General features: G+C 40.8%; 21 protein-coding genes. 17 read left to right on the plus strand and 4 right to left on the minus strand.

Annotated features, from left to right (window positions below; all coding sequences use genetic code 11):
• The first annotated feature begins 101 nt into the window (after positions 1 to 101).
• Positions 102 to 677 carry a hypothetical protein gene (locus PQ578_RS08305; RefSeq protein WP_273833399.1) on the plus strand — a complete coding sequence of 192 codons (576 nt, stop codon included), beginning with the start codon at positions 102 to 104 and terminating at the stop codon, positions 675 to 677.
• Positions 678 to 726: 49 nt separating this feature from the next.
• Here PQ578_RS08305 and PQ578_RS08310 read toward each other — a convergent pair whose 3' ends face one another.
• Both PQ578_RS08310 and PQ578_RS08315 read right to left on the minus strand, forming a co-directional pair.
• On the minus strand, positions 727 to 1,047 hold the full coding sequence (locus tag PQ578_RS08310) for a DUF3870 domain-containing protein (RefSeq protein WP_273833401.1): 321 nt from the start codon (positions 1,045 to 1,047) through the stop codon (positions 727 to 729).
• Between the two features lie 16 nt (positions 1,048 to 1,063).
• A complete protein-coding gene (locus tag PQ578_RS08315; RefSeq protein ID WP_273833403.1) occupies positions 1,064 to 2,125 on the minus strand; it encodes a DctP family TRAP transporter solute-binding subunit in 1,062 nt (353 codons plus the stop codon).
• A 156-nt stretch (positions 2,126 to 2,281) separates the two neighbouring features.
• On the opposite strand from PQ578_RS08315, the gene PQ578_RS22395 reads away from it, so the two are divergent.
• The 11 genes from PQ578_RS22395 to PQ578_RS08365 all read left to right on the plus strand — a co-directional run bounded on the left by PQ578_RS22395 (position 2,282) and on the right by PQ578_RS08365 (position 14,427).
• Positions 2,282 to 3,166: a sensor histidine kinase gene (locus tag PQ578_RS22395; protein ID WP_337958008.1), complete on the plus strand. Its 885-nt coding sequence runs from the start codon at positions 2,282 to 2,284 to the stop codon at positions 3,164 to 3,166.
• A 60-nt stretch (positions 3,167 to 3,226) separates the two neighbouring features.
• Positions 3,227 to 3,904, plus strand: coding sequence for a sensor histidine kinase (locus PQ578_RS22400; protein WP_337958009.1), 678 nt, complete (start codon positions 3,227 to 3,229; stop codon positions 3,902 to 3,904).
• Entirely contained in the window at positions 3,879 to 4,580 is a 702-nt protein-coding gene (locus tag PQ578_RS08325) for a response regulator (RefSeq protein ID WP_273833404.1), read from the plus strand. Before PQ578_RS22400 ends, PQ578_RS08325 begins: the two co-directional genes overlap by 26 nt.
• A gap of 195 nt (positions 4,581 to 4,775) precedes the next feature.
• Positions 4,776 to 5,774 carry a TAXI family TRAP transporter solute-binding subunit gene (locus tag PQ578_RS08330; protein WP_273833406.1) on the plus strand — a complete coding sequence of 333 codons (999 nt, stop codon included), beginning with the start codon at positions 4,776 to 4,778 and terminating at the stop codon, positions 5,772 to 5,774.
• Positions 5,767 to 6,273 (plus strand): DUF1850 domain-containing protein, encoded by a 507-nt coding sequence (locus PQ578_RS08335; RefSeq protein ID WP_273833408.1) that lies wholly within the window; start codon positions 5,767 to 5,769, stop codon positions 6,271 to 6,273. Before PQ578_RS08330 ends, PQ578_RS08335 begins: the two co-directional genes overlap by 8 nt.
• A 10-nt stretch (positions 6,274 to 6,283) precedes the next feature.
• On the plus strand, positions 6,284 to 8,440 hold the full coding sequence (locus PQ578_RS08340; RefSeq protein WP_273833411.1) for a TRAP transporter permease: 2,157 nt from the start codon (positions 6,284 to 6,286) through the stop codon (positions 8,438 to 8,440).
• 32 nt (positions 8,441 to 8,472) lie between these two features.
• A complete protein-coding gene (locus tag PQ578_RS08345) occupies positions 8,473 to 9,264 on the plus strand; it encodes an SDR family oxidoreductase (RefSeq protein ID WP_273833414.1) in 792 nt (263 codons plus the stop codon).
• A 169-nt stretch (positions 9,265 to 9,433) separates the two neighbouring features.
• On the plus strand, positions 9,434 to 10,720 hold the full coding sequence (locus tag PQ578_RS08350) for a PucR family transcriptional regulator (protein ID WP_273833417.1): 1,287 nt from the start codon (positions 9,434 to 9,436) through the stop codon (positions 10,718 to 10,720).
• 932 nt (positions 10,721 to 11,652) lie between these two features.
• Positions 11,653 to 12,570: a proline dehydrogenase gene (locus tag PQ578_RS08355; RefSeq protein ID WP_273834950.1), complete on the plus strand. Its 918-nt coding sequence runs from the start codon at positions 11,653 to 11,655 to the stop codon at positions 12,568 to 12,570.
• Between the two features lie 30 nt (positions 12,571 to 12,600).
• Positions 12,601 to 14,148, plus strand: a complete 1,548-nt coding sequence (gene pruA, locus PQ578_RS08360; RefSeq protein WP_098442468.1) for an L-glutamate gamma-semialdehyde dehydrogenase — start codon at positions 12,601 to 12,603, stop codon at positions 14,146 to 14,148.
• Between the two features lie 96 nt (positions 14,149 to 14,244).
• Positions 14,245 to 14,427, plus strand: coding sequence for a hypothetical protein (locus PQ578_RS08365; protein ID WP_273833420.1), 183 nt, complete (start codon positions 14,245 to 14,247; stop codon positions 14,425 to 14,427).
• A 17-nt stretch (positions 14,428 to 14,444) separates the two neighbouring features.
• Here PQ578_RS08365 and PQ578_RS08370 read toward each other — a convergent pair whose 3' ends face one another.
• A complete protein-coding gene (locus PQ578_RS08370) occupies positions 14,445 to 16,037 on the minus strand; it encodes an ATP-binding protein (protein WP_273833421.1) in 1,593 nt (530 codons plus the stop codon).
• Positions 16,038 to 16,254: 217 nt separating this feature from the next.
• Here PQ578_RS08370 and PQ578_RS08375 point away from each other — a divergent pair, with 217 nt between their 5' ends.
• The 5 genes from PQ578_RS08375 (at position 16,255) to PQ578_RS08395 (ending at position 19,729) form a co-directional block, all read left to right on the plus strand.
• Complete coding sequence (locus tag PQ578_RS08375; protein WP_273833423.1) at positions 16,255 to 16,575, plus strand: YnfA family protein; 321 nt, start codon at positions 16,255 to 16,257, stop codon at positions 16,573 to 16,575.
• 78 nt (positions 16,576 to 16,653) lie between these two features.
• Entirely contained in the window at positions 16,654 to 17,430 is a 777-nt protein-coding gene (locus PQ578_RS08380; RefSeq protein ID WP_273833425.1) for a class I SAM-dependent methyltransferase, read from the plus strand.
• A gap of 37 nt (positions 17,431 to 17,467) precedes the next feature.
• Positions 17,468 to 18,193 carry a class I SAM-dependent DNA methyltransferase gene (locus PQ578_RS08385; RefSeq protein ID WP_273833427.1) on the plus strand — a complete coding sequence of 242 codons (726 nt, stop codon included), beginning with the start codon at positions 17,468 to 17,470 and terminating at the stop codon, positions 18,191 to 18,193.
• Positions 18,194 to 18,453: 260 nt separating this feature from the next.
• On the plus strand, positions 18,454 to 19,233 hold the full coding sequence (locus PQ578_RS08390; RefSeq protein ID WP_273833429.1) for a TerC family protein: 780 nt from the start codon (positions 18,454 to 18,456) through the stop codon (positions 19,231 to 19,233).
• 88 nt (positions 19,234 to 19,321) lie between these two features.
• Entirely contained in the window at positions 19,322 to 19,729 is a 408-nt protein-coding gene (locus tag PQ578_RS08395; protein WP_273833431.1) for an NUDIX hydrolase, read from the plus strand.
• Positions 19,730 to 19,779: 50 nt separating this feature from the next.
• Here PQ578_RS08395 and PQ578_RS08400 read toward each other — a convergent pair whose 3' ends face one another.
• Positions 19,780 to 21,060: a histidine--tRNA ligase gene (locus PQ578_RS08400; RefSeq protein WP_273833433.1), complete on the minus strand. Its 1,281-nt coding sequence runs from the start codon at positions 21,058 to 21,060 to the stop codon at positions 19,780 to 19,782.
• Positions 21,061 to 21,075: the final 15 nt, after the last annotated feature.

The raw sequence follows: 21,075 nt of genomic DNA on the forward strand, positions 1-21,075 counted from the left end.
TATTTATACAAATAAAAGGGAATGAAAGTTCATTTTCATGATGAGATTTTTTATACTGGATAAACTATAGGCTAAGTGAAAAACAAAGGCGGGTTTAAGAAATGATTAGAAAAAAATGTTGCGTGGGTCTTGTTTTTGCGTTGCTTCTATTTATGAATTACGCATATCCTGTTCAAGCAGAGCAAGAAACGAATTTAAATGAGGTTACCTACCTTAAATCAGAAACGAAAAAAGACGCTGCCCTTGAAGAAGTGTTTGCTAAAGAGTTCGGTCTTACGAAAGGGACAGACTCCATTCGTTATTACTACAATAAAATAGACTTAAACAATGATCAGGTACCTGAAACGTTTGTCTATTTAGTCGGTTCAATGGTATGTGGAACAGGAGGATGCAGTGGACTTTTGTTAGAAGGAGAGAACGGGGGTTATACGGTGAAGTCTCGTTTTTCTTTGGTCAGAACCCCAGTCATCATTCAAAATGAAACAACGAACGGATGGAAGAACATTGTGATGTATGTGGCGGGTGGAGGAATAGAGCCTGGCTATCACCAGCTAAAATTTGATGGAGCAAACTATCCTTCCAATCCATCTGTTCAACCGATTGTGGAAGAGGATAAGATAAAAGGGATAGGGATCATAAACGATGAAATTGCTGAAGATACTGGCATAGTTTTTTAAAGAGAAGTAGAGGACAAATAAGAGAATTTGTCCTCTACTCTTTTTTTATTTATGTGTTAAGAGGTTCGGGATGCAGCTCGTATTGCTTGTGAGCATCCTTGAGAGCAGCAGCAAGAGCATTGCCGGCTTTTCCGAGATAGCCCTCTTTTAACTGATGAAGAGGGTCTGTAATACCATCTTTTAAACTGAATCCCTTCAGCAACTGTTTGACGAATTGCTTGCTATGTTCCGTTGCGAGTGTGCAAGATGCGTCGACGATCACGCCATACTTTTTATCAACTTCAAGAGTGAGGGTTAAGGTGTCTGAAATGTTGTTAGCAGCCATGCCAGTTGGGAGTCTTGAGTGGCCGGCGACGAAAAGGGTGTTCATAAGTAAGACCTCCTGATTATGGTGATGAATAGTTTTCCTGTATACGGTGGACTTCTTTCATAAGTGATGATGAAATAGATTTTTCAACTTGAAAATAAACGGGTGAAAAGGCCTTTTCCCATTTCTGATATTGATTATTTGTTAATGTATCAATTTGTATATCGGTTGTTCTTTTAAGTTGTCGGATATGGCTATCGTTAATCTCAATTGAATGCCTTCTAACCCAATCCGTTGTTTCTTTATTTGCCTCTGTTATTGCCTTTTGGTGTGTTTTAGAAAGCTTATTCCAAAACTGTTCATTAACGAGGACAGCGTAACCAAGATAAGCATGGTTACTAATGGTCATGTATTTTTGTTCTTGATAAAACTTTTTTGAATAAATGTTTGAAACGGTATTCTCCTGCCCATCAATAAAGTCCACTTCAAGATTCCGATAAGTTTTGTTAAACGATAGTTGACTCGTACTTGTATTCAAAGCATCGAATTGGGCTTTAATTGTTGGACCGGGCATTGTTCGGAAGTGAAGCTGTTCCATGTCTTCTGGTTGAAGAATAGGGTGTGTATCATTTGTAAACTGTTTGAAGCCGTTATACCAGAAACCGAGCCCCTTTGCGTTCGATTGGGTAAGATCCTTCATTAATTCTTTTCCGATTTTACCGTCATATGCTTCCTGCACGGCCTGGTAAGTTGGAAAAGCATATGGAAGGTCAAGCACTTGCCAATTAGGGAAACGAGTTGATAGCTTTGCAGTAGCAGGTGCAATCATTTCAACTTTCCCATTCGTTAAAGCTTCCCATTCGTTTTGATCCTGATAGATTTCGCCGTTTGAGTATATTTCAACATGCACGTCATGATTTGTTTTGGTTTCAACGGCCTCTGCGAAGTAACGAGCTGCCATGCCTTTCGGGGTGTTTTCCGCAGCAACATGGCTAAAGCGAATAATGACCCGGTCACTAATTCCATCTTGTTCGTCATCATGAACAATCGGTGATGTACTAACAGGAAGGTTATAACCTGAAAAGATAGCTGTGAGAATTCCTAAAAGTATGAACGCTGCAATCACTGCTATTGATTTCATAGACTCCCCTATTCCGTAAGCGTTTCCAATAGTTTATCATAGATTATAACGTGTTAAAGCAAACATTTTACATTTCTGATACGATCAGAATGACGGATACATGAAATAAGATACATAGGATTGATTTATTCTTAATGGTGGAAGGACGTAACGCCAATGACAAGAAGAGTCCCAATTAAAATAAAAATAATGATTTTTTCATTTGGTGTTGTGTTTTTTTCAATCACGATTGCAGGTATCATTGCTTCTGGGAAAATTTATAAGGAAAATGAGAAGGAACTGGGGGAGAGAGGGTTAATCACGGGACGCATCGTGGCTAATTTACCTGAGGTTCAACAATCATTAATGGAAAGTGAAGGCTGGATTCAAATAAATCCTATCGTGAATCGCATTAGTACAATTAATGGAGCAGACTATATAGTTGTCCTTGATACAAACCGTATTCGATACTCCCATCCCGTTGAAGAAAAGCTTGGTACCGTATCAGCTGGGAAAGATGAAGGGGCTGCATTTGCAGAACATAGTTATGTGTCAAAAGCCAAGGGAGAAATGGGAATAGCTATACGATCATTCGTGCCTATTATGAACCAACAACACGAACAGATCGGCGTGGTCATTGTAGGAAATATGCTTCCTAGCATTACAAGTGTTCTTCTCAGTATTAAACCAGAACTTCTTCTCATTGTACTACTTGCACTGGGATTTGGAATGGTAGGTTCATGGCTACTTGCAAAGCAAATTAAAAAAGAAACATTTCAGCTTGAACCACATGAAATCTCAAGGTTGTTAGTAGAGAGGACAGCCACATTTCAAGCAATGAATGAAGGTGTCATTGCGATCGATCTGCATGGAGAGGTTATCATCTTTAATGAGAAAGCTAAGGCTATCCTTGATATTGTAGAAGACGTTGTAGGCAAACAACTAAATGAGGTGTTTAATGGCCCTAAATTGATTAGAGTCTTGAAAGAAGACCGTGCGTTTGAACGTGAGGAAATGACATTCGGAAATAAAGTACTTATGATTAGTAAGGTTCCAGTTTGAGTCGGAGAAGAAACTGTTGGAGCTTTAGTTGTTTTCCAAGATCGAACAGAGGTATCTCTAATGGCAGAGGAACTAACAGGGGTAAAAAACTTTGTTGACGCCCTCAGAGTACAAAATCACGAATCTATGAATCGATTACATACAATTGCTGGACTTATTCAGCTAGATCAGAAAGAAAAAGCGTTGGATTATGTTTTTGAGGTTTCCCAAAAAGATGAGGAACTGTCTTTATTTCTAAGTAAGAACATTAAAGATTATCGAATTTCTGGATTGCTTATAAGTAAAGTGAAACGAGCACAGGAATTAGGGGTTGTTCTCTCTATTAATCAACATAGTAGATTGGAAAGACTCCCTTTCTTTTTAGATAGTCATGACATTGTTCTAATTATGGGGAATTTAATCGAAAATGCCTTTCATTCCTTTGAAAATCTTGATCGTATAGAAAAAATAATTGAGATCAGTATCATACAAGATGATCATTCAATTGTCATCACGGTTGAGGACAATGGGTGCGGAGTTCCGAAAGAGTTCACTGATGACATATTGACCAAGGGTTTTACAACAAAAGGCGAAAACGGAAGTGGGCTTGGATTATATCTAGTGAAACGAACAGTTGATAAGGGCAAAGGAGATATGAAAATCATTTCTCAAGAGGCGGAAGGAACGAGTATCGAGCTATTCTTTCCAATGAGTAACGAAGGGGATGAGAGTGTTGAAGATAGACGTTTTATTAATTGAAGATGATCCGATGGTACAGGAAGTGAATCGACAATTTATCGAGAGAGTTGATGGTTTTCATGTGATTGGAGTTGCTGGAACTGGAGAAGAAGGCATTGAACTTGCAAAAATGCTAAAGCCTGAACTTATTATACTTGATGTCTACATGCCAGGGGCAAGCGGCTTAGAAACATTGAAATTAATCAGACAGGAAGAAATCAATGTTGAGGTTATCGCAATCACAGCAGCAAATGACCGTGAAACGATAAGAACAATGTTACATCATGGTGCCAGAGACTATATTATTAAGCCATTTAAATTTGATAGGCTGAATCAAGCCTTGCAGGAATTCCTTCACTATAAAGCGAGGTTAAGTGGCGAAGGAAAGCTTTCTCAGGAAGAGCTTGATCGGCACTTCTCTCATGTACAAGATGAAACGAACGATTCTATAACCATTCATCAAATACCTAAGGGGTTAAATCACCAGACAATGAAACAAATCATTCTCTATATCGATAAGCAAGTCAAGCCCCTCTCAGCTGAAGAAGCAGCCGATGGAATCGGCATAGCTAGAGTGACAGCAAGAAGGTACTTAGACTATCTTCAAAAGTCAGGAAAAGTACAATTGGATATACAATATGGAGGCGTTGGCAGACCGCTTAATCGCTATTCTCTTTTAAAGAGTTCTTCGAGTTAATGGAAGAGCTCTTTTTCTGTCTAGAAACTATTAAAGTCAGTAAAGTCTAGCTCCAGTGCTTGTCGGGACTAACCGAGCACTTGCGCTTTTCTTATGACCAAAAAGACCAAAACGTCCAATATGTTCTAAATATTCAAAAATATAAGTGTAAGCGTTAACATAAACGTAGCAAACAATGAAGCGGAGGAATGTAAAATGAAAACAAAGATGCTCGCAACCTTATTGCTTGCACTTGCCATGATCATTTCAGCATGTGGTGGTGGAAATTCAGCAGGCGGGAATAGTGGTGAAGAATCTTCAGGCTCATCGCAATCCCTTGTTTTTGGGACTGGAGGAACATCAGGATCGTATTATCCCATCGGTGGAGCGCTTAAACCGATTTTAGAACAAAGTGATTTAGTAGGAAATATTACTGTAGAATCGACCGGAGCTTCTGTAGCAAACATCCAGAACATCCAGGATGGGCTAAACCAGATGGCTGTTGTTATGAGTGATGTAGCTTATGATGCGGTTGAAGGGAAAGGTCAATTTGAAGGCAAGAAAGTTGATATTAAAGCGCTAGCAGGCATGTATCCTAATGTGGTGCAAATTGTTGCAACCAAGGATAGTGGAATCAAAACAGTGGAAGATCTAAAAGGGAAAAAAGTTGGGGTAGGAAAAGTAGGATCTGGTGTTGAGCAGAGTGCACAAAAAGTACTTGAAGCAGTCGACTATACCTATGATGATCTATCAAAAGTAACTCATACTGGTTATGCCGATAGTGTTCAAGAAATGAAGAATGGCAATCTGGATGCAGCATTCTTTACATCTGGTGTTCCAAATAGCAACATTACGGACTTGATGCAACAGAATGAAATCACTTTTGTTGAAATTAAAGGAGAAACAGCAGAAGCACTGAAGGAAAAGTATCCCTTCTATAAAGACTACAAAATACCGGCGGGCGATGAAGCGAAGTATAATCTTGAAAATGAGATTGTAACTGTGGGTATTCAAAATATGATTATTGTGTCCCCTGATTTAGATGAAGAGTTAGTAAAGGATATGACCAAACGTTATTATGAATATCTTGGATCTGATGAAGTAGCTGTTGGTGTCTTAAAACAGCTTGATCGAGATGAGATTGCAAAAGATCTTATTACACCTCTCCATCCGGGCGCAAAGGCATTCTATGAGGAACAAGGAATACTTGAATAGTGAAAAGCGAGGGCATCGATCCGGTGCTCTCGTTTTTAGAAGTACAGTTCTTATTTTTACTTTGCTATGTATTGGAGTGTTCCTTATTCTTTTTCAGGTTCTTACAATTGATGGAGAAGGTGGGGAAAAGAGCGCTTATTTAGGGGCATCAGATTTTAGCTTAAAATGGAAACATTCTGTTGAAAAGGAAGAGTGGGAGGAGTTTTTTGTCGTCCAAGAAACTGGAATCCTTCTAACTGATACCCGATTTAAGACATTTGGAGCTGGAGTTCCAAGTGATGCTGGCTCAGATACATTTATTAAAGATGGCTGGGTTTACATGACTGGTATTCATCGCTCAATTGGAAAAAGTCTTTTTTTTCGTACAGGAAAGACGACGGAACACCGTATAACGGTAGATGGACAAAGCGTCGAGCTTAAGGCAAACAGTTCTTACCATATAACTGTTAATCATCTTAATCTATTTCAAGCTTTGCTATTAAAAATACGAGTTATGTGAGGTGAAGATTGTGACAGAGGAAAAAAAGAAAGATGCAGCTGAATATGATCGTGAAAGTAGTGTGAGAACGATCCATCATTCTAAAATGAAAATGGTCGTCACGGTTTTAGCAGCAGGACTTGCCTTATTTCATTTATATACTTCTTACGCAGGTTCATTGGTGGATATTCAACAGCGTAGCATTCATTTATACACGTTAATGGCACTTGGATTTTTAATCTATCCTTTTATAAAAAGGAACGCAAGCAAATCAATACCAATCTACGACTATACCTTGTTTGTACTATCTCTATTTGTCGGCGTTTATATGCTTTTTACAGCAGAACGAATTATTCAATCAGGTGGTCAAATTAATTCTGTTGATTTTATTATTGGCATTGTGATTGTCATATTATTATTTGACATTACTCGGAGAATTACTGGGTGGGGACTCACGATACTAGGAGCTGCATTCTTAATTTACGGCTTTTATGTAAAGTTGTCTATTTATCCTCAGTTAACTGAACAGGTCGTTTTCAGTGTCTCTAAACAAATCATTTCTCAGCTAGTATTTATTACAGAAGGCATCCTTGGAACAGCGATAGGAGTATCAGCAAGTTATATTATCTTATTTATTTTGTTCGGAGCTTTCTTAAGCAGATCTGGAATGGGACAGCTTTTTAATGATCTTGCACTTGCGGTGGCTGGACATACAAAAGGTGGGCCAGCGAAAGTTGCGGTTATAGCGAGCGGTTTTCTTGGATCTATTAACGGATCGGCTATAGCGAATGTCGTCACGACCGGAGCTTTTACAATTCCTTTAATGAAGAAGATTGGCTACCACAGAAACTTCGCTGGTGCTGTGGAATCAGCAGCAAGTGTAGGGGGACAGATCTTACCACCGATTATGGGGGCTGCCGCGTTTATTATGGCAGAGAATCTTAATGTACCTTATACCAAGATCATTCTTGCGGGTATTATTCCAGCGGTTTTGTTTTATATTGGTATTCTCTTACAAGTTCACTTCAGGGCAGCTAAACGAGGATTGAAGGGATTACCTAAGAGCGAGCTCCCGACTGTAAAAGAAGTACTGATTGAACGAGGGCATCTCATTATTCCCATGCTTTTTCTACTTTACCTGCTATTCTCAGGGAAAACGCCATTCTTTGCAGCTTTCTGGGCGATCATTGCAACGGTCATTATTTCTGCCACTAGAAAAATGCTTCCTGTTATCATGCTGTTAGGATTATTTTTAGTCTTTCAACCACAGGTAACAGCTTTACTTTCAGGGCAAACACTTCCTAACATAAGGGGTGACTGGTGGGAATTAATGATTATTATTGTATTGCCGTTTTCTATCAATTTGTGGAGAAGATTCCTTAAGCTAGAGGCTGAAGAAATTGGTATCATGGATAGTATTCAAGCGCTTGAAGAAGGAACGAAAACGACAATTCCGGTTGCTATTGCATGTGGGGCGGTCGGTATTGTCGTTGGTGTAGCATCGCTAACAGGAGTTGCCCTTGAAATCGCGAATAGTATCGTAAGTATTGGTTCAATGGTAAACAGCCCATTGATTCAATTAATCATTACACTTATTCTGGCGATGATCACGTCTATCATACTTGGTATGGGTCTTCCGAGTATTCCCACTTATATTATTACAAGTACGATGGCTGCCCCTATTTTGCTACAGCTTCCATTGTTTCGAGAGCTTGCGGGATCTCAGGAAACGGCGATTTTTGTAGCGCACATGTTTGTGTTTTACTTCGGGATCTTTGCTAATATCACTCCTCCTGTTGCCCTGGCGGCATTTGCGGGAGCGGGTATTAGTGGTGGAGATCCGAACAAAACAGGTTTCCAGGCTATGAAGTTAGCAATAGCCGGGTTTATTGTCCCGTTTATGTTTGTCTTTTCCCACGAAATGCTCATGATAGATGCGACGGTAATGAATATACTGTTAATAGCCGTTACATCTCTAATAGGTGTCTTTCTATTATCGATTACTGCTGAAGGGTATTTTCTTACGCACTTACCAGCTTCCTTGAGGGTTATCACTGGGATAGGTGCACTTCTATTAATCTATCCTGGTATGTTTACGGATATTATTGGCGGTTTGATTTTTATAGCTATAGTAACGAAGAATCTCTTATCTAAAAAACAATCTACTGAAAACACACTATCAACTTAGACTTCATTCTATTAATCGAAGGGAAAGTGAATATGGACCTCAATCTAAAAGGAAAATCAGTCGTCGTAACAGCTGCAAGCAAAGGACTTGGAAGAGCTTCGGCCCTTGGATTTGCGAAAGAAGGTGCGCACGTTATTTTATCAAGTCGAAGTGAAGATGAACTGAAAAAAGCATGTGAAGATATCATCGAAGAGACAGGGAATGAGCACGTTACCTGGATCGTTTGCGATATGACAAAAGCGGACGAGATTAATCGATTGATGACGTTTGCTGCAGAAACGAATGGTACAGTCGATGTGTTAATTAATAATGCGGGCGGTCCTCCAGCTGGGGGATTTGAGGATTTTAGTGATGATGATTGGCAAAATGCGTTTGAACTGAATCTATTAAGCTTCGTTCGAACGTCAAGAGCAGCCATTCCATATATGAAAGAAAATGGATGGGGACGGATCTTGAACATTGCTTCATCTTCTATTAAGCAATCACTAGATAACTTGATTCTGTCGAACACATTTCGAGCAGGGATTGTGGGACTAGCAAAAAGTCTTTCACAGGAATATGCAGAGCATAATATTCTTGTCAATACCGTAGGCCCAGGACGTATTGCTACTGATCGTGTGGAGCAACTTGATCAAATCAAGGCAGATCAGTTAGGCATCAATGCTGGTGAATTAAAGAGTCAGGCGGAGCAATCCATTCCAATGAAAAGATATGGGGAACCTGATGAATTTGCAAAGGCGATCGTATTCCTAGGCTCAGGAGCAAATACGTATATGACCGGGCAATCACTCGTTGTTGATGGTGGACTTGTAAAGGCACTATAAAGTGGAGAGGAACGCAGCTGACTGCGTTCTTTTTCTTTGTGAATCTCTCCCTAATTATTTTTCTTTTAGGAAGAAACCGATATAATAGAAGAAGATGAAAAATGACTAATTCTGGTGTTGCTAAACCCTTTGGTTTCAAAGCAATTGTCGGTACAGGGAGGGTGATTGGATGGTAGACGCGAAAGAACGGATTCTAGAAGCGACGGATATTCATAAAGCAACTGAGATGATCAGCATTGCGACGAATAAGCCAGTTATTATTGAGAACAAAAATTTTGAGCTTATTTCCTATAGCACAGCATCGGAAAGTTTTGATCAAACGCAGCAAAAAACCATTTTATATAAGAAATGCCCAGTTTTTATTATTGATCGTTTAAAAAAAGAAGGGATCGTACAACAGCTTGAAAGCAATGAAGCTCCCATTCGCATTGCCCCTATTGAAGAAATCGGTTTTTATCAGCGTGTGGTGGTAAAAGCCATCTATGAAGAACGGACAATGGGGTATCTCTGGGTACAAGAAACAAATAGTCCGCTTACGGAAGAAGAGGTTGATTTTCTTACTGAAATTACCCCTCACATTGGCAAGCTTATTCATGATTCGTATCAAAAAGGGAAAGAGCATGAGGGGAAACAGGAAAAATTGCTTTGGAACGTGCTTCTTCATGAATATGAAAGCGAAAATCAAATGAGGCGTAAAGCCCAAGTGGCAAGCTTGCCATTGCCTGAGCGGTTTTCTGTACTGGTCATGTCGATTGCAGAGCCTTCTCAAGAATCGCTTTTAAATGAAGTGCTCGAGCTTCTGTCTCGATTTAAGCGTCACAAAATCCAGGTGCTAAAAACGGATCTTCAAGTGGTTGCCGTGATTTCAGGTGATAAAATTCGTAAGGGATCGGCAATTGAAAATAGTCGTGAGCTTGTTGAGTACGTGAAAAGTGCCTTAACTCATGAAGAGTTTTATTCGTTTCTAATTGGGATTGGGAAAGAATACATGGAGCTTATTGATATGAGGAAAAGTTTTCTTGAAGCACTTGAAGTAATTGAGACCGCTGACTTTATTGGGCCAAGACCCGATGTCATGCCAAGAGAATTCTCAAAGCTCGGGGTATACCGGTATCTTGCGGCCCTTTATGAAAAGAACAATACGGAGCATTATTACAATCAAAATTTGCTTAACTTGATGGAAAAAGATTCTGTTAGCCATTCAAGTCTGTTGAAGACGCTCGAGGTGTATTTATCGAACAACGGTAAAGGAAAAAGTACCGCGGCTGAGCTGTTTATCCATCCTAATACGCTCAATTATCGTATGAAGCAAATTCAGGATCTGACCGATATTGATTTTGATGATTTTAATATGAAAAGTCACATTTATATTGAGTTGTTGTTGTTAAACAACATCCCCTCCTACTATAATCGATACCTTTCCGCTGTAGAGGATCAGAAAAGTACGGCGAAATAGCTGAGTTAAGCAGAGATCTGGCTAGTTATTGGCTCAATTTGAGAAGTTGCACATGGTGCAACTTCTTTTTTAGTTTTTTGCATCCGTTAAGTAGCCTAATTTGAGGTGAGCGAGTTAGGTTTATTGGCCAGAATTGAGATATATTAGCCAAAATCAAAATATATTGGCCAAATTCGAGATTTATTGGCTAAATCCCAAATATATTGGCCAAATCGGAAATCCGGGGTGCTCGTCTCCAGTGCCTGTCGCCCCTAAACGCCCACTTCCGCTTCTCCTGAGATCCAGCTGCGCGGGCCAAATCCTCCGGCTGTTTCACCCAATCGAATGAGACAAAAAGCGTCTCACTCTCATGGGCTCCAACATCCTGCGGATTTAAACGGGCCCACTTCCGCTTTTCCTGAGATCCAGCTGCTCGGGCCAAATCCTCCGGCTGTTTCACCCAATCGAATGAGACAAAAAGCGTCTCACTCTCATGGGCTCCAACATCCTGCGGATTTAAACGGGCCCGCTCCGCTTTTCCTGAGATCCAGCTCTGACTCGCAGAAACTGCGATATTTCACTCTTTCACCAGAACACAAAAAGCGTGTTCTAGTTCAAGAGTTCCAATATCTCCGTTTCTAAACGCTAGTCTCCGCTTTTCCCTTGATCCAGCTGCAGTCCCCAGACACTTGGTCACTTCAGCCTTCAACCAGAACACAAAGGGCGTGTTCCAGTTGAAGGCTTCCAGTGCCTGTCGTGTCTAAACGGGGACTTCCGCTTTTCCTATTGTGTTTAAACCACAAAATCTCTGCTGAACTATTGTGCTTTGACCACGTTGCCAGATGGCCCTTAAAATCGATATAATTTTCACAAGAAAACAAAAACTTTCTTTGGGGTATTACACAAGCTTGATGAATGATTGGAGATATAGGGTGAAAAGGAGCGTGGTAGAGTTGGAAGCCATCAACAAGAGTTTTTTCCTTTTTCTCGCTAGCAGGCCCTCGCTTGATCGGCTCGCCAAACGATGGGGTAGTAAGTTTGGGGCGGATAAGATTGTTGGGGGTGAGACTTTTGAGCATGCGGTGCCTCTTATTCAGAATTTGAATAGTCAGGGGCTTCGGGTCACGGTGGATCATCTTGGGGAATTTGTTTCTTCTGAAACAGAAGCGAAGGAACGGACTCAGGAGTGTATCAATACAATTCGCATGATTAGTGCTCATCAACTAAATTCTCAGATGTCTTTGAAAGTTACTTCACTTGGTCTTGATATTAGCCATGATCTTGTATGGCGTAACATGGTTAAGATTATGGAAGAAGCGGTGAAGCACGATGTATTCGTTACGATCGATATGGAAGATTCGACACGAACAGAGGCAACGCTTCAGCTTTATAAGGAACTGAAGAGAAAGTACGAAAATATTGGAACGGTTGTTCAATCTTATTTATACCGATCCGACCAAGATTTGGATGATTTAAATGAAGTGAAGCCGAATTTACGTCTTGTGAAAGGGGCGTATAAGGAAGCAGCGAAGGTTGCTTTTCCAGCGAAATCAGATGTGGATCATAATTTGAAGCAGCTGATTAAGAAGCATTTATTGAATGGGAATTTTACAGCCATAGCTAGTCACGATGATGCCATCATTAACTTTACGAAAGAATTCGTGAAAGAGCATGATATTCCGAAAGATCAATTTGAGTTTCAAATGCTATACGGCATGCGAAGCCAGAGTCAGCTCGATCTTCTAGCTGAAGGTTATACGGTAAGAGTATACCTACCTTATGGGAACGATTGGTATGGGTATTTTATGCGGCGGTTGGCGGAACGACCTGCGAACATCGCCTTTGCTTTTAATGGAATCTTTAAAAAATAAACTTCTTATATTTGAAAGGGGAATTTACTCATGGTAGTACCATACAAACACGAACCGTTTACTGATTTCACTGTTAAGGAAAATAAGAAGGCTTTCGAAGAAGCACTGAAACTAGTGAAAGAAGAGCTCGGAAAAGATCACGATCTTCTCATCAATGGTGAACGTGTCAGCACGGAAGATAAAATTGTTTCCATTAACCCTGCGAACAAGGAACAAATCGTTGGTCGCGTATCAAAGGCAACGAAAGAGCATGCGGAACGCGCGATTCAGTCTGCAGATGAAGCGTTTGAAGGCTGGAGAAAATGGTCGGCTCGCTCTCGTGCTGAACTTCTGTTCCGCGCTGCTTCGATTGTTCGTCGCCGTAAGCATGAATTCTCTGCTTATCTTGTCTACGAAGCAGGTAAGCCATGGAAAGAAGCGGATGCAGATACAGCTGAAGCAATCGACTTCATGGAATACTATGCGCGTCAAATGATCGAGCTAGGTGAAGGCAAAGCGATTGAAAGCCGCCCTGGTGAGCAAAACCGTTACGTTTATACGCCAAGTGGTGTTGCACTCGTTATTCCACCATGGAACTTTGCATTTGCGATTATGGCAGGTACGACGGTAGCTCCTCTTGTAACAGGAAACACAGTTCTTCTTAAGCCAGCAAGTGCAACTCCGGTTGTTGCAGCAAAGTTTGTTGAAGTGCTTGAAGAAGCTGGTCTTCCTAAAGGTGTCTTGAACTTTGTGCCAGGTAGCGGAGCTGAAGTAGGGGACTATCTCGTTGATCACCCGAAAACATCGATCATCACATTCACAGGTTCACGTGAAGTCGGTACACGTATTTATGAGCGTGCGGCGAAAGTACAGCCAGGTCAACAACACCTGAAGCGAGTGATCGTTGAAATGGGTGGTAAAGATACGATCGTTGTAGATAAAGATTCAGATCTAGAACTTGCTGCGCAGGCAATCGTTGTCTCAGCATTCGGCTTCTCAGGTCAAAAATGTTCTGCAGGCTCTCGTGCGGTCATTTTGAAAGAGGTATATGATCAGGTTCGTGATCGCGTTGTTGAACTAACAAATGAGCTTACACTAGGCGAAACGACAGGTCCAGATGTGTACATGGGACCAGTCATTGACCAGGCATCATTTGATAAAATCATGAGCTACATTGAAATTGGGAAAGAAGAAGGACGTCTCGTTGCTGGTGGAGAAGGCGATGATTCGAAAGGGTTCTTCATCAAGCCAACCGTGTTTGCTGATCTTGCTCCGAAATCACGCATGCAGCAGGAAGAAATTTTCGGGCCAGTTGTTTGCTTAACGAAAGCAGATAACTTCGATGAAGCGATTGAGATTGCGAACAATACGGAGTACGGCTTAACGGGTGCGGTAATCACGAATAATCGTGCACACATTGAGCAAGCGAAAATGGACTTCCATGTAGGTAACCTATACTTCAATCGTAACTGTACGGGTGCGATTGTTGGGTACCATCCATTTGGAGGATTCAAAATGTCCGGTACAGATTCAAAAGCAGGTGGACCAGATTACCTTGGACTTCACATGCAGGCAAAAACAGTTTCTGAAATGTTTTAATCGGATAGGCTAAAAAGGCTGTCACCTTAAGTGGGTGACAGCCTTTGTTTTGTTCTAAAGTAGAAGGGAAAGTGATGAGAAAGGAAGTGGTTTTATATGGAAATTTTAGCGGCTGTTGTGATCATGATCGGAATTATTTTGGTTCGCGTGATTGGGTTCTTTTATCCATCGTTTCTTGAGATAAAAGGAAAACCGTTAACAGAAGGACAAAAGTATGTTATTGACGCATTAGCGATTGGAATTTTGCTTTTTACGTTTATCATTGTGTGGACGTTGTAAGAGGTAGGAAGAGACACTTAGCTCTCTTCCTTGTGAAGTGGCAGAAAGAGATTGGCCATTGTACCGGCACCTTCATCAGAATCAATGACGATTTTTCCGTGATGAGCTTTCATAATATCAAAGCAAATTGAAAGTCCAATTCCAAGCCCACTGCTTTTCGTACTAAAAAAGGGGGTTCCGAGCTGTTTCACCTCTTTTTCACTCATCCCCTTGCCATTATCTTTAACTGCAATGATGGCGTGTTGATCTTTTTTAGATAAAGAGACCGTAATTTCTCCACCCTGAGGCATTGCTTCAATGGCGTTTTTAATAAAATTAATAAGCACTTGTTTGATTTGAGAGGCATCCATCCAAACGGTTATTTGCTCCTCTTCGGCCTGAAAGTTAATCTTCACATTATGTAGGTGAGCATTGCTTTTCATTAATTCAACCGTCTCAAATATGAGAGGATATAATTGGCAGGATTTTCGTTCACTAATTGTTTGTTTTCCCATCATGACGAATTGGTTGACGAGGTTTTTCATACGTTCAAGCTCAATTCTAATAATATCGATATAATGGGTTTGTTTTTTATCCACATCCAATAGCTGTGTAAAGCCGATGATGGATGTGAGAGGATTGCGGATTTCATGTGCTAATCCAGCCCCTAATTTCCCGATAGCAGAAAGTTTCTCAGATTGAATGACCTGTTCTTGTAGTTGATAATAAGAGGTCATATCGCGGAACTGAGCAAAAGCACCGCTTAGCCGCTGATTGTGATCATATAGAGGTAAAATATCAAGTAAACACTTGCGTTCATCAATCCTTGAGAAGGTGATTTCGATATCCTCGATTCCTTTTTCTTTCGTAAGCACATGATCGAAAAATGGTTTTAGAACAGAAACCTCTGATATATGAGACCCGATCATGTTTAGCTTATTCATGCCTGTTAGTTGAGCGGCGCTTTGATTAAATTCTCTTATATGACCAGCCTGATCTGAAATAACAATGCCAATTGGTGTCGTGCTCATCAGCATTTGATTGTAGAGATGAAGCTGTTCGTTTTGTTCATGAACCCGGATTTCTCGTTCAATGGTATCGATTGAAGATGAAAGCAAGCCAAGGTGTAGCGGTGAGGCGTGCTTTTTTGGTGTCATAATTGAAATGGTGCCGATCACTTCTCCGTTACGATAACGATACGGTGCCGAGTAGCACGCCACCTCGCTAAAACAATAATGGTAATGATCCTCTCCAATTAAATGAAAGGGCTTGTTGTGTTTTAGTGCAAGGGTAATAGCATTCGTACCTGCTGTTTCTTCATCGAATTTAACGCCGTTTTGAATGCCGAGTGACGCTGTCATTTGTTTAAGACGCTCGTCTCCATAGGAATCTAATACAAACCCCTGATCATCGGTTGTTACGATAACAGTAGGGATATCGGTTAGAAAGCTTAAAAGCTTTGTCATGAATGTTTGAATGATGGAAAGCGCACGTTCGTAATGGTGCATGCGCTGATTTAACTCTTCTTCCGTTAATAAAACGTGAAGAACAGGAACTGAGTTTGGATCCATATGGTAAACATGCTCGCAGGTGGTTTTTGAGTTTTTGATGTACGTTTCACGTTGCGTCATGGGGCATCCTCTTTTCCTGGTGATAATGATAATAGCTTTATATAAAAAGTATTGGAAGTATAAAATTGAAGCGTTTTTTATAGATTATCATACTTTTGTATGGGGTGGTTCGTTTTTACCATAAATAAGGAGGAATGAAAATCAGGTGAAGGGTAATGGCTCCTTATAAAAAAGGATGATAAGATAAGCCAATTATTTACGAAGGAGGAGATAGCGGGTGAGGACAATTCTCTTATTTACTTTAGCGGGTCTTGCTGAAATTGGTGGAGGCTATCTAATATGGCTTTGGCTTCGAGAAGGATATTCAAGCTTACTAGGTTTAGCAGGAGGGCTTGCTTTGGTTCTATATGGTGTCATTGCCACCTGGCAAGTTTATCCTGATTTCGGAAGGGTGTATGCGGCATATGGAGGGGTGTTTGTCGTGATGTCAGTTCTTTGGGGATGGGGAATTGATAAGAAGGTTCCTGATCTTTATGACGTAATTGGAGGTGCGATTTGCCTTATAGGCGTAGCTGTTATGCTCCTCCCCCGTCACTAGCAGGTTATAAATGAGAAAAGGATTTTCATCACATGAAGAAGAATGAAAGAGAGGGGAATGAAAGGAGAGTAAAGATCGATGAAAATCAATGAGCACAATCGCATTGTATGGGATAAAAAAGTGGCCGATGGCGTTTCATATACAAAGCCTGTCACAAGTGAAATGATTGAAGAAAGTAAGAATGGAAATTGGCACATCACCGTAACGACGGAAAAGCCTGTTCCACGTGAGTGGTTTCCCACTACGCTAAAAGGGGTTAAAATTCTTTGTCTCGCTTCTGGCGGTGGGCAGCAGGGACCAATCCTTGCCGCTGCAGGAGCAGAAGTAACTGTTGTTGATCTTTCTGAGAAACAATTGGAGCAGGATCGTTTTGTTGCTGAAAGGGATCAATTGCAGCTTACGATCGAAAAAGGTGATATGACGGACTTATCATTTATTCCTGATAACACCTTTGATATGATCGTTCATCCAGTCTCGAATGTATTTGTGGAACATACTTGGCCCGTTTGGAAAGAGGCAGCTAGAGTACTAAAAGACGGTGGCACGCTTATTTCAGGATTTACAAATCCTTTGCTTTACCTTTTCGATGATGAGCAGGAGGAGAAAGGGATTCTTGACGTAAAAAACAGCATTCCGTATTCCCCGCTCGATCAATTAAGTGAAACCGAGCTTCAACTATACAAGGAAAGCAATCAAGCCCTTGAATTCGGCCATACGCTAGAAGATCAAATTCAGGGACAGATTGATGCAGGATTTCTAATCGCTGGTTTCTATGAGGATGATTTTGGCGGAAGGCGCCTAATCGATCGTTATACTCAAACGTTTATTGCTACAAAAGCGATAAAATCAAAATGAAGTTGCCAGTCAGATAGATAAACAAGGGGGATTTAGTATGGAATACGGTGGATCATCGGTGTACGATCATAATGATTTCTATGAGCAATATATGGCTAGGCGCCATCGAGAAGAAAGCCCAAATAAGGTGATTGAATATCCTGCGCTAATGTCTTTACTCGGAGACGTTACCGATCAGACAATTCTTGATCTCGGTTGTGGAGACGCTTCGCTTGGAGAATCATTACTAAGCAAACAGTGTGAAGAATATGTCGGTGTGGATGGCTCTCAGAACATGGTGAAGCAAGCGGAATTAAAGCTACAAGGGACGAAAGGAAGCGTTGTCCACACATCCTTAGAAACCTATTCTTATCCAGCCGGTGCTTTTGATCGGGTTGTTTCCCAATTAGTCCTCCATTACATAGAAGATCTAGAATCGATCGTTAAGAACGTATATGAGACGTTAAAACCTGGAGGGAAGTTCGTTTTCAGCGTTCTTCATCCGGTTATGACAGCTTCTTTCAAAAGTATGACGGGAAAACGAACGGATTGGATTGTAGATGATTATTTTGACACAGGGAAGAGAATTGAACCATGGATTGGGGAACAAGTGGTGAAATACCATCGGACGATTGAAGACTATTTTCTTATCCTTCAGGGTGCTGGATTTACGATACAGGGCTTAAAAGAAGGAACGCCACAACGAGAGAATTTTCAAGAGGAAGAAGAGTTTAAAAGAAGACAGCGTATTCCGTTATTTTTAATCATATCCTGCATAAAATAACAATTGACAAAGATGAAGAATTGAATTATGATCATTTCAACTAATTAAATAATGCAACTCCTAAAGGGGAGTAGCTTTTACAGCAAAGTCGTCATTCCAGAGCTTGTTAGCTCTCGGCTTTGTTGGCAACACTCGTGTTGTTAGCAAGACCTTTACTTTTACGGTAAAGGTCTTTATTTGTTTCAAAAGACCTTTTGCCAAGCGGCAAAGGTCTTTTTTTATGCAAGATCATTTATTTGAAAAATAAGGGGGATTTAGTAATGGATGTGTCAATGTTGTTGGAATACGGATGGGTTTTGTTACTTCTCATTGCACTTGAAGGGTTGCTTGCGGCAGATAATGCTCTCGTATTGGCGATTATGGTAAAACATTTACCAGAGGAAGAGCGTAAGAAAGCATTGTTTTACGGGCTAGCTGGTGCCTTTGTTTTTCGCTTTGCCTCCCTATTTGCGATTTCTTTTCTCGTTGGTGTGTGGCAGGTGCAAGCGATCGGTGCGCTTTACCTTTTATTCATTGCAATTAATCATATCGTTCGAAAGCAGCTGATGAAGAAGGGGAAAAGCGATGTTGAGAAAAAAACCAAAAAGCAGTCTGGGTTTTGGGGAACAGTCATTAAAGTGGAATTAGCAGATATTGCGTTTGCGGTCGATTCTATCTTAGCTGCCGTTGCTTTAGCCGTTACGCTTCCCAATACACCTCTTCCACAAATAGGTGGACTAGACGGCGGGAAATTTCTTGTGATCTTTGCTGGTGGGCTAATCGGATTAATTGTGATGCGATTCGCGGCCAATTATTTTGTGAAACTTTTAAAAGCTAAGCCAGGGTTGGAGATTGCTGCTTTCATGATTGTTGGTTGGGTAGGTGTGAAATTGTCTGTTTACACCCTTTCTCACCCAGAATTAAGCATTCTACCTGAATCATTTGCGAAATCACCCGAATGGAAAGTTACGTTCTATGCAGTATTGCTCCTCATTGCAATCGGAGGTTGGTTTTTATCGAGTTCGAAAAAATCTGAAGTGTCAAAAGGAGAAACAATGTGATTTACGAGCGCTTTCTCCCAAATCAAGCAGCGAATCTGTTAAATTAAAGAAGTAGAAAATAGTAACGATTCAGATGAGGAGGAAGCATATGATAAGAGTGGACGTGGTGTATACGCTTCTTTACAACGAAAGGGACGATCAAGTGTTAATGGTTCAAAATAAGAAGCATGACAATTGGTCACTCCCTGGTGGTGCTGTCGAGGAAGGAGAGACGCTCGTGCAGGCGGCTAGTCGTGAAATGAGAGAAGAAACGGGATTAACGGTGGAAGTGGGAACCGTGTTGAGTGTTAATGAAGCATTTATAGGAAATCATCACGCTCACTTCTTTACCTTTCAAGGCAGAATCACGAACGGCACGATTGCCATTCAAGACACAGAAACGATTGCGGATGCAAAGTGGATGAATCGAACTGAAGCGGATGAGTGGATGCCTTATTATCAAGGGGGTATTCAGACGTTACTCAAAGCGTCTGTACCGTACGTCTTTCAAGGTTGAATGTAACGGCGGTAAGGGTAAAAACCTTACCGCCGTTTTCATCTAAAAGTTTAAAAACGAAAGGAGGTGCTTTCTTCTTTTCCTTCATTTAACGACTTCACGATAATCTTGTTATTCGTTACTTCTTCGTTTCCAATAAGAATGACTTTTTCGATTCCTCTTTTACTCGCTCGTTCAAGCGATTTCCCAATTCTCTTTTCACTCATATCCACTTCAATTTGATAACCTAATTTCCGATAAGCGGAGGCAACCATTAGGGCTTCACGCTTGGCATCGATCGGAATGATCATATAATCAGGTTGTGAATCCTTAACGAGTGATGACTCCCTTCCTTTTAATGCTGTGAAAATCACATCAAGACCGAATGAAATGCCAACGGTTGAAAAGGATTCTTCACTGCCTAGTAAACCAGCAATAGCGCTGTCATATCGACCGCCACTGCCTATGCTCGATGAGATGGACTGATCACTGAGGAAAATCTCATAAATGGTTCCGGTATAAATATCAAGACCTCTTGCAAGAAATGGGTTAAAGGAACAATTCTTTAGAACGTTAAGTCCATCCAAATAGGATGTTAGTTCAAAAAGCTCATTTAATCCTTTTTGCACATTCTCATTCTCGGAGGCAAATTGTTCGAAATAAGTGAGGTCTTGACCGCTCCAGTCTTGCGCGTAGCGCTCAACGTTCCGAATGGCGTCTGCAGAGATGTCTTTTTGTTGAAGTTCTTTTTTAACACCTTCTATCCCAATTTTCTCGAGTTTGTCCATTGTAAGAATGACCTCATTTAATCGAGGAGTGGGGATCGATAGGGTCTGTAGCATTCCGGCAAGAAGCTTGCGATTGTTATATTGAATCGTTACATTCAGTCCAAGTTGATTGAAAATATCAAGTGCCATTTCCATTAATTCAGCTTCTGCCATCTGGGAACTTACGCCTGTGATATCGACATCACATTGAGTAAATTCGCGGAATCGCCCTGGTTTCACAGGTCCATCTCGAAATACTTTTCCAATTTCATATCGCTTGAAGGGCATACGTAACCCTGGATTCATTGCCACTACTTTTGCAAATGGAATCGTAAGGTCGTAACGAAGGGCAAGCTCTCTTTTCCCACGATCGCTAAGTGTGTACATTTCTTCTAAGATTTCATCACCACCAGCGTATTTTGAAGCCATTAATTTTTGTTCATTTAGAATAGGTGTTTCTAATGGAAGACAGTTATATTGGATAAACGTATCTTCAAGGGTTCTCCTCACTTGTCTGCGTATTCGCTCATCCTGAGGTAAATAATCCATTGTTCCTTTCACATTTTGATCTTTAAGCTTTTTCAATTCACTCATCCTTTC

The sequence above is a fragment of the Guptibacillus sedimenti genome (genome assembly GCF_028610665.1).
GTDB classification, from domain to species: Bacteria; Bacillota; Bacilli; order Bacillales; family Guptibacillaceae; genus Guptibacillus; species Guptibacillus sedimenti.

Bases quoted from the DNA above. Each gene is read 5' to 3' on its own strand.
- PQ578_RS08390 (WP_273833429.1), top strand. From the start codon at position 18,454: ATGGATGTGTCAATGTTGTTGGAATACGGATGGGTTTTGTTACTTCTC.
- PQ578_RS08365 (WP_273833420.1), top strand. From the start codon at position 14,245: ATGGAAATTTTAGCGGCTGTTGTGATCATGATCGGAATTATTTTGGTT.
- PQ578_RS08350 (WP_273833417.1), top strand. From the start codon at position 9,434: ATGGTAGACGCGAAAGAACGGATTCTAGAAGCGACGGATATTCATAAA.
- PQ578_RS22400 (WP_337958009.1), top strand. From the start codon at position 3,227: ATGGCAGAGGAACTAACAGGGGTAAAAAACTTTGTTGACGCCCTCAGA.
- PQ578_RS08345 (WP_273833414.1), top strand. From the start codon at position 8,473: ATGGACCTCAATCTAAAAGGAAAATCAGTCGTCGTAACAGCTGCAAGC.
- PQ578_RS08385 (WP_273833427.1), top strand. From the start codon at position 17,468: ATGGAATACGGTGGATCATCGGTGTACGATCATAATGATTTCTATGAG.
- pruA (WP_098442468.1), top strand. From the start codon at position 12,601: ATGGTAGTACCATACAAACACGAACCGTTTACTGATTTCACTGTTAAG.
- PQ578_RS08330 (WP_273833406.1), top strand. From the start codon at position 4,776: ATGAAAACAAAGATGCTCGCAACCTTATTGCTTGCACTTGCCATGATC.
- PQ578_RS08310 (WP_273833401.1), bottom strand. From the start codon at position 1,047: ATGAACACCCTTTTCGTCGCCGGCCACTCAAGACTCCCAACTGGCATG.
- PQ578_RS08370 (WP_273833421.1), bottom strand. From the start codon at position 16,037: ATGACGCAACGTGAAACGTACATCAAAAACTCAAAAACCACCTGCGAG.
- PQ578_RS08315 (WP_273833403.1), bottom strand. From the start codon at position 2,125: ATGAAATCAATAGCAGTGATTGCAGCGTTCATACTTTTAGGAATTCTC.
- PQ578_RS08380 (WP_273833425.1), top strand. From the start codon at position 16,654: ATGAAAATCAATGAGCACAATCGCATTGTATGGGATAAAAAAGTGGCC.
- PQ578_RS08305 (WP_273833399.1), top strand. From the start codon at position 102: ATGATTAGAAAAAAATGTTGCGTGGGTCTTGTTTTTGCGTTGCTTCTA.
- PQ578_RS22395 (WP_337958008.1), top strand. From the start codon at position 2,282: ATGACAAGAAGAGTCCCAATTAAAATAAAAATAATGATTTTTTCATTT.
- PQ578_RS08395 (WP_273833431.1), top strand. From the start codon at position 19,322: ATGATAAGAGTGGACGTGGTGTATACGCTTCTTTACAACGAAAGGGAC.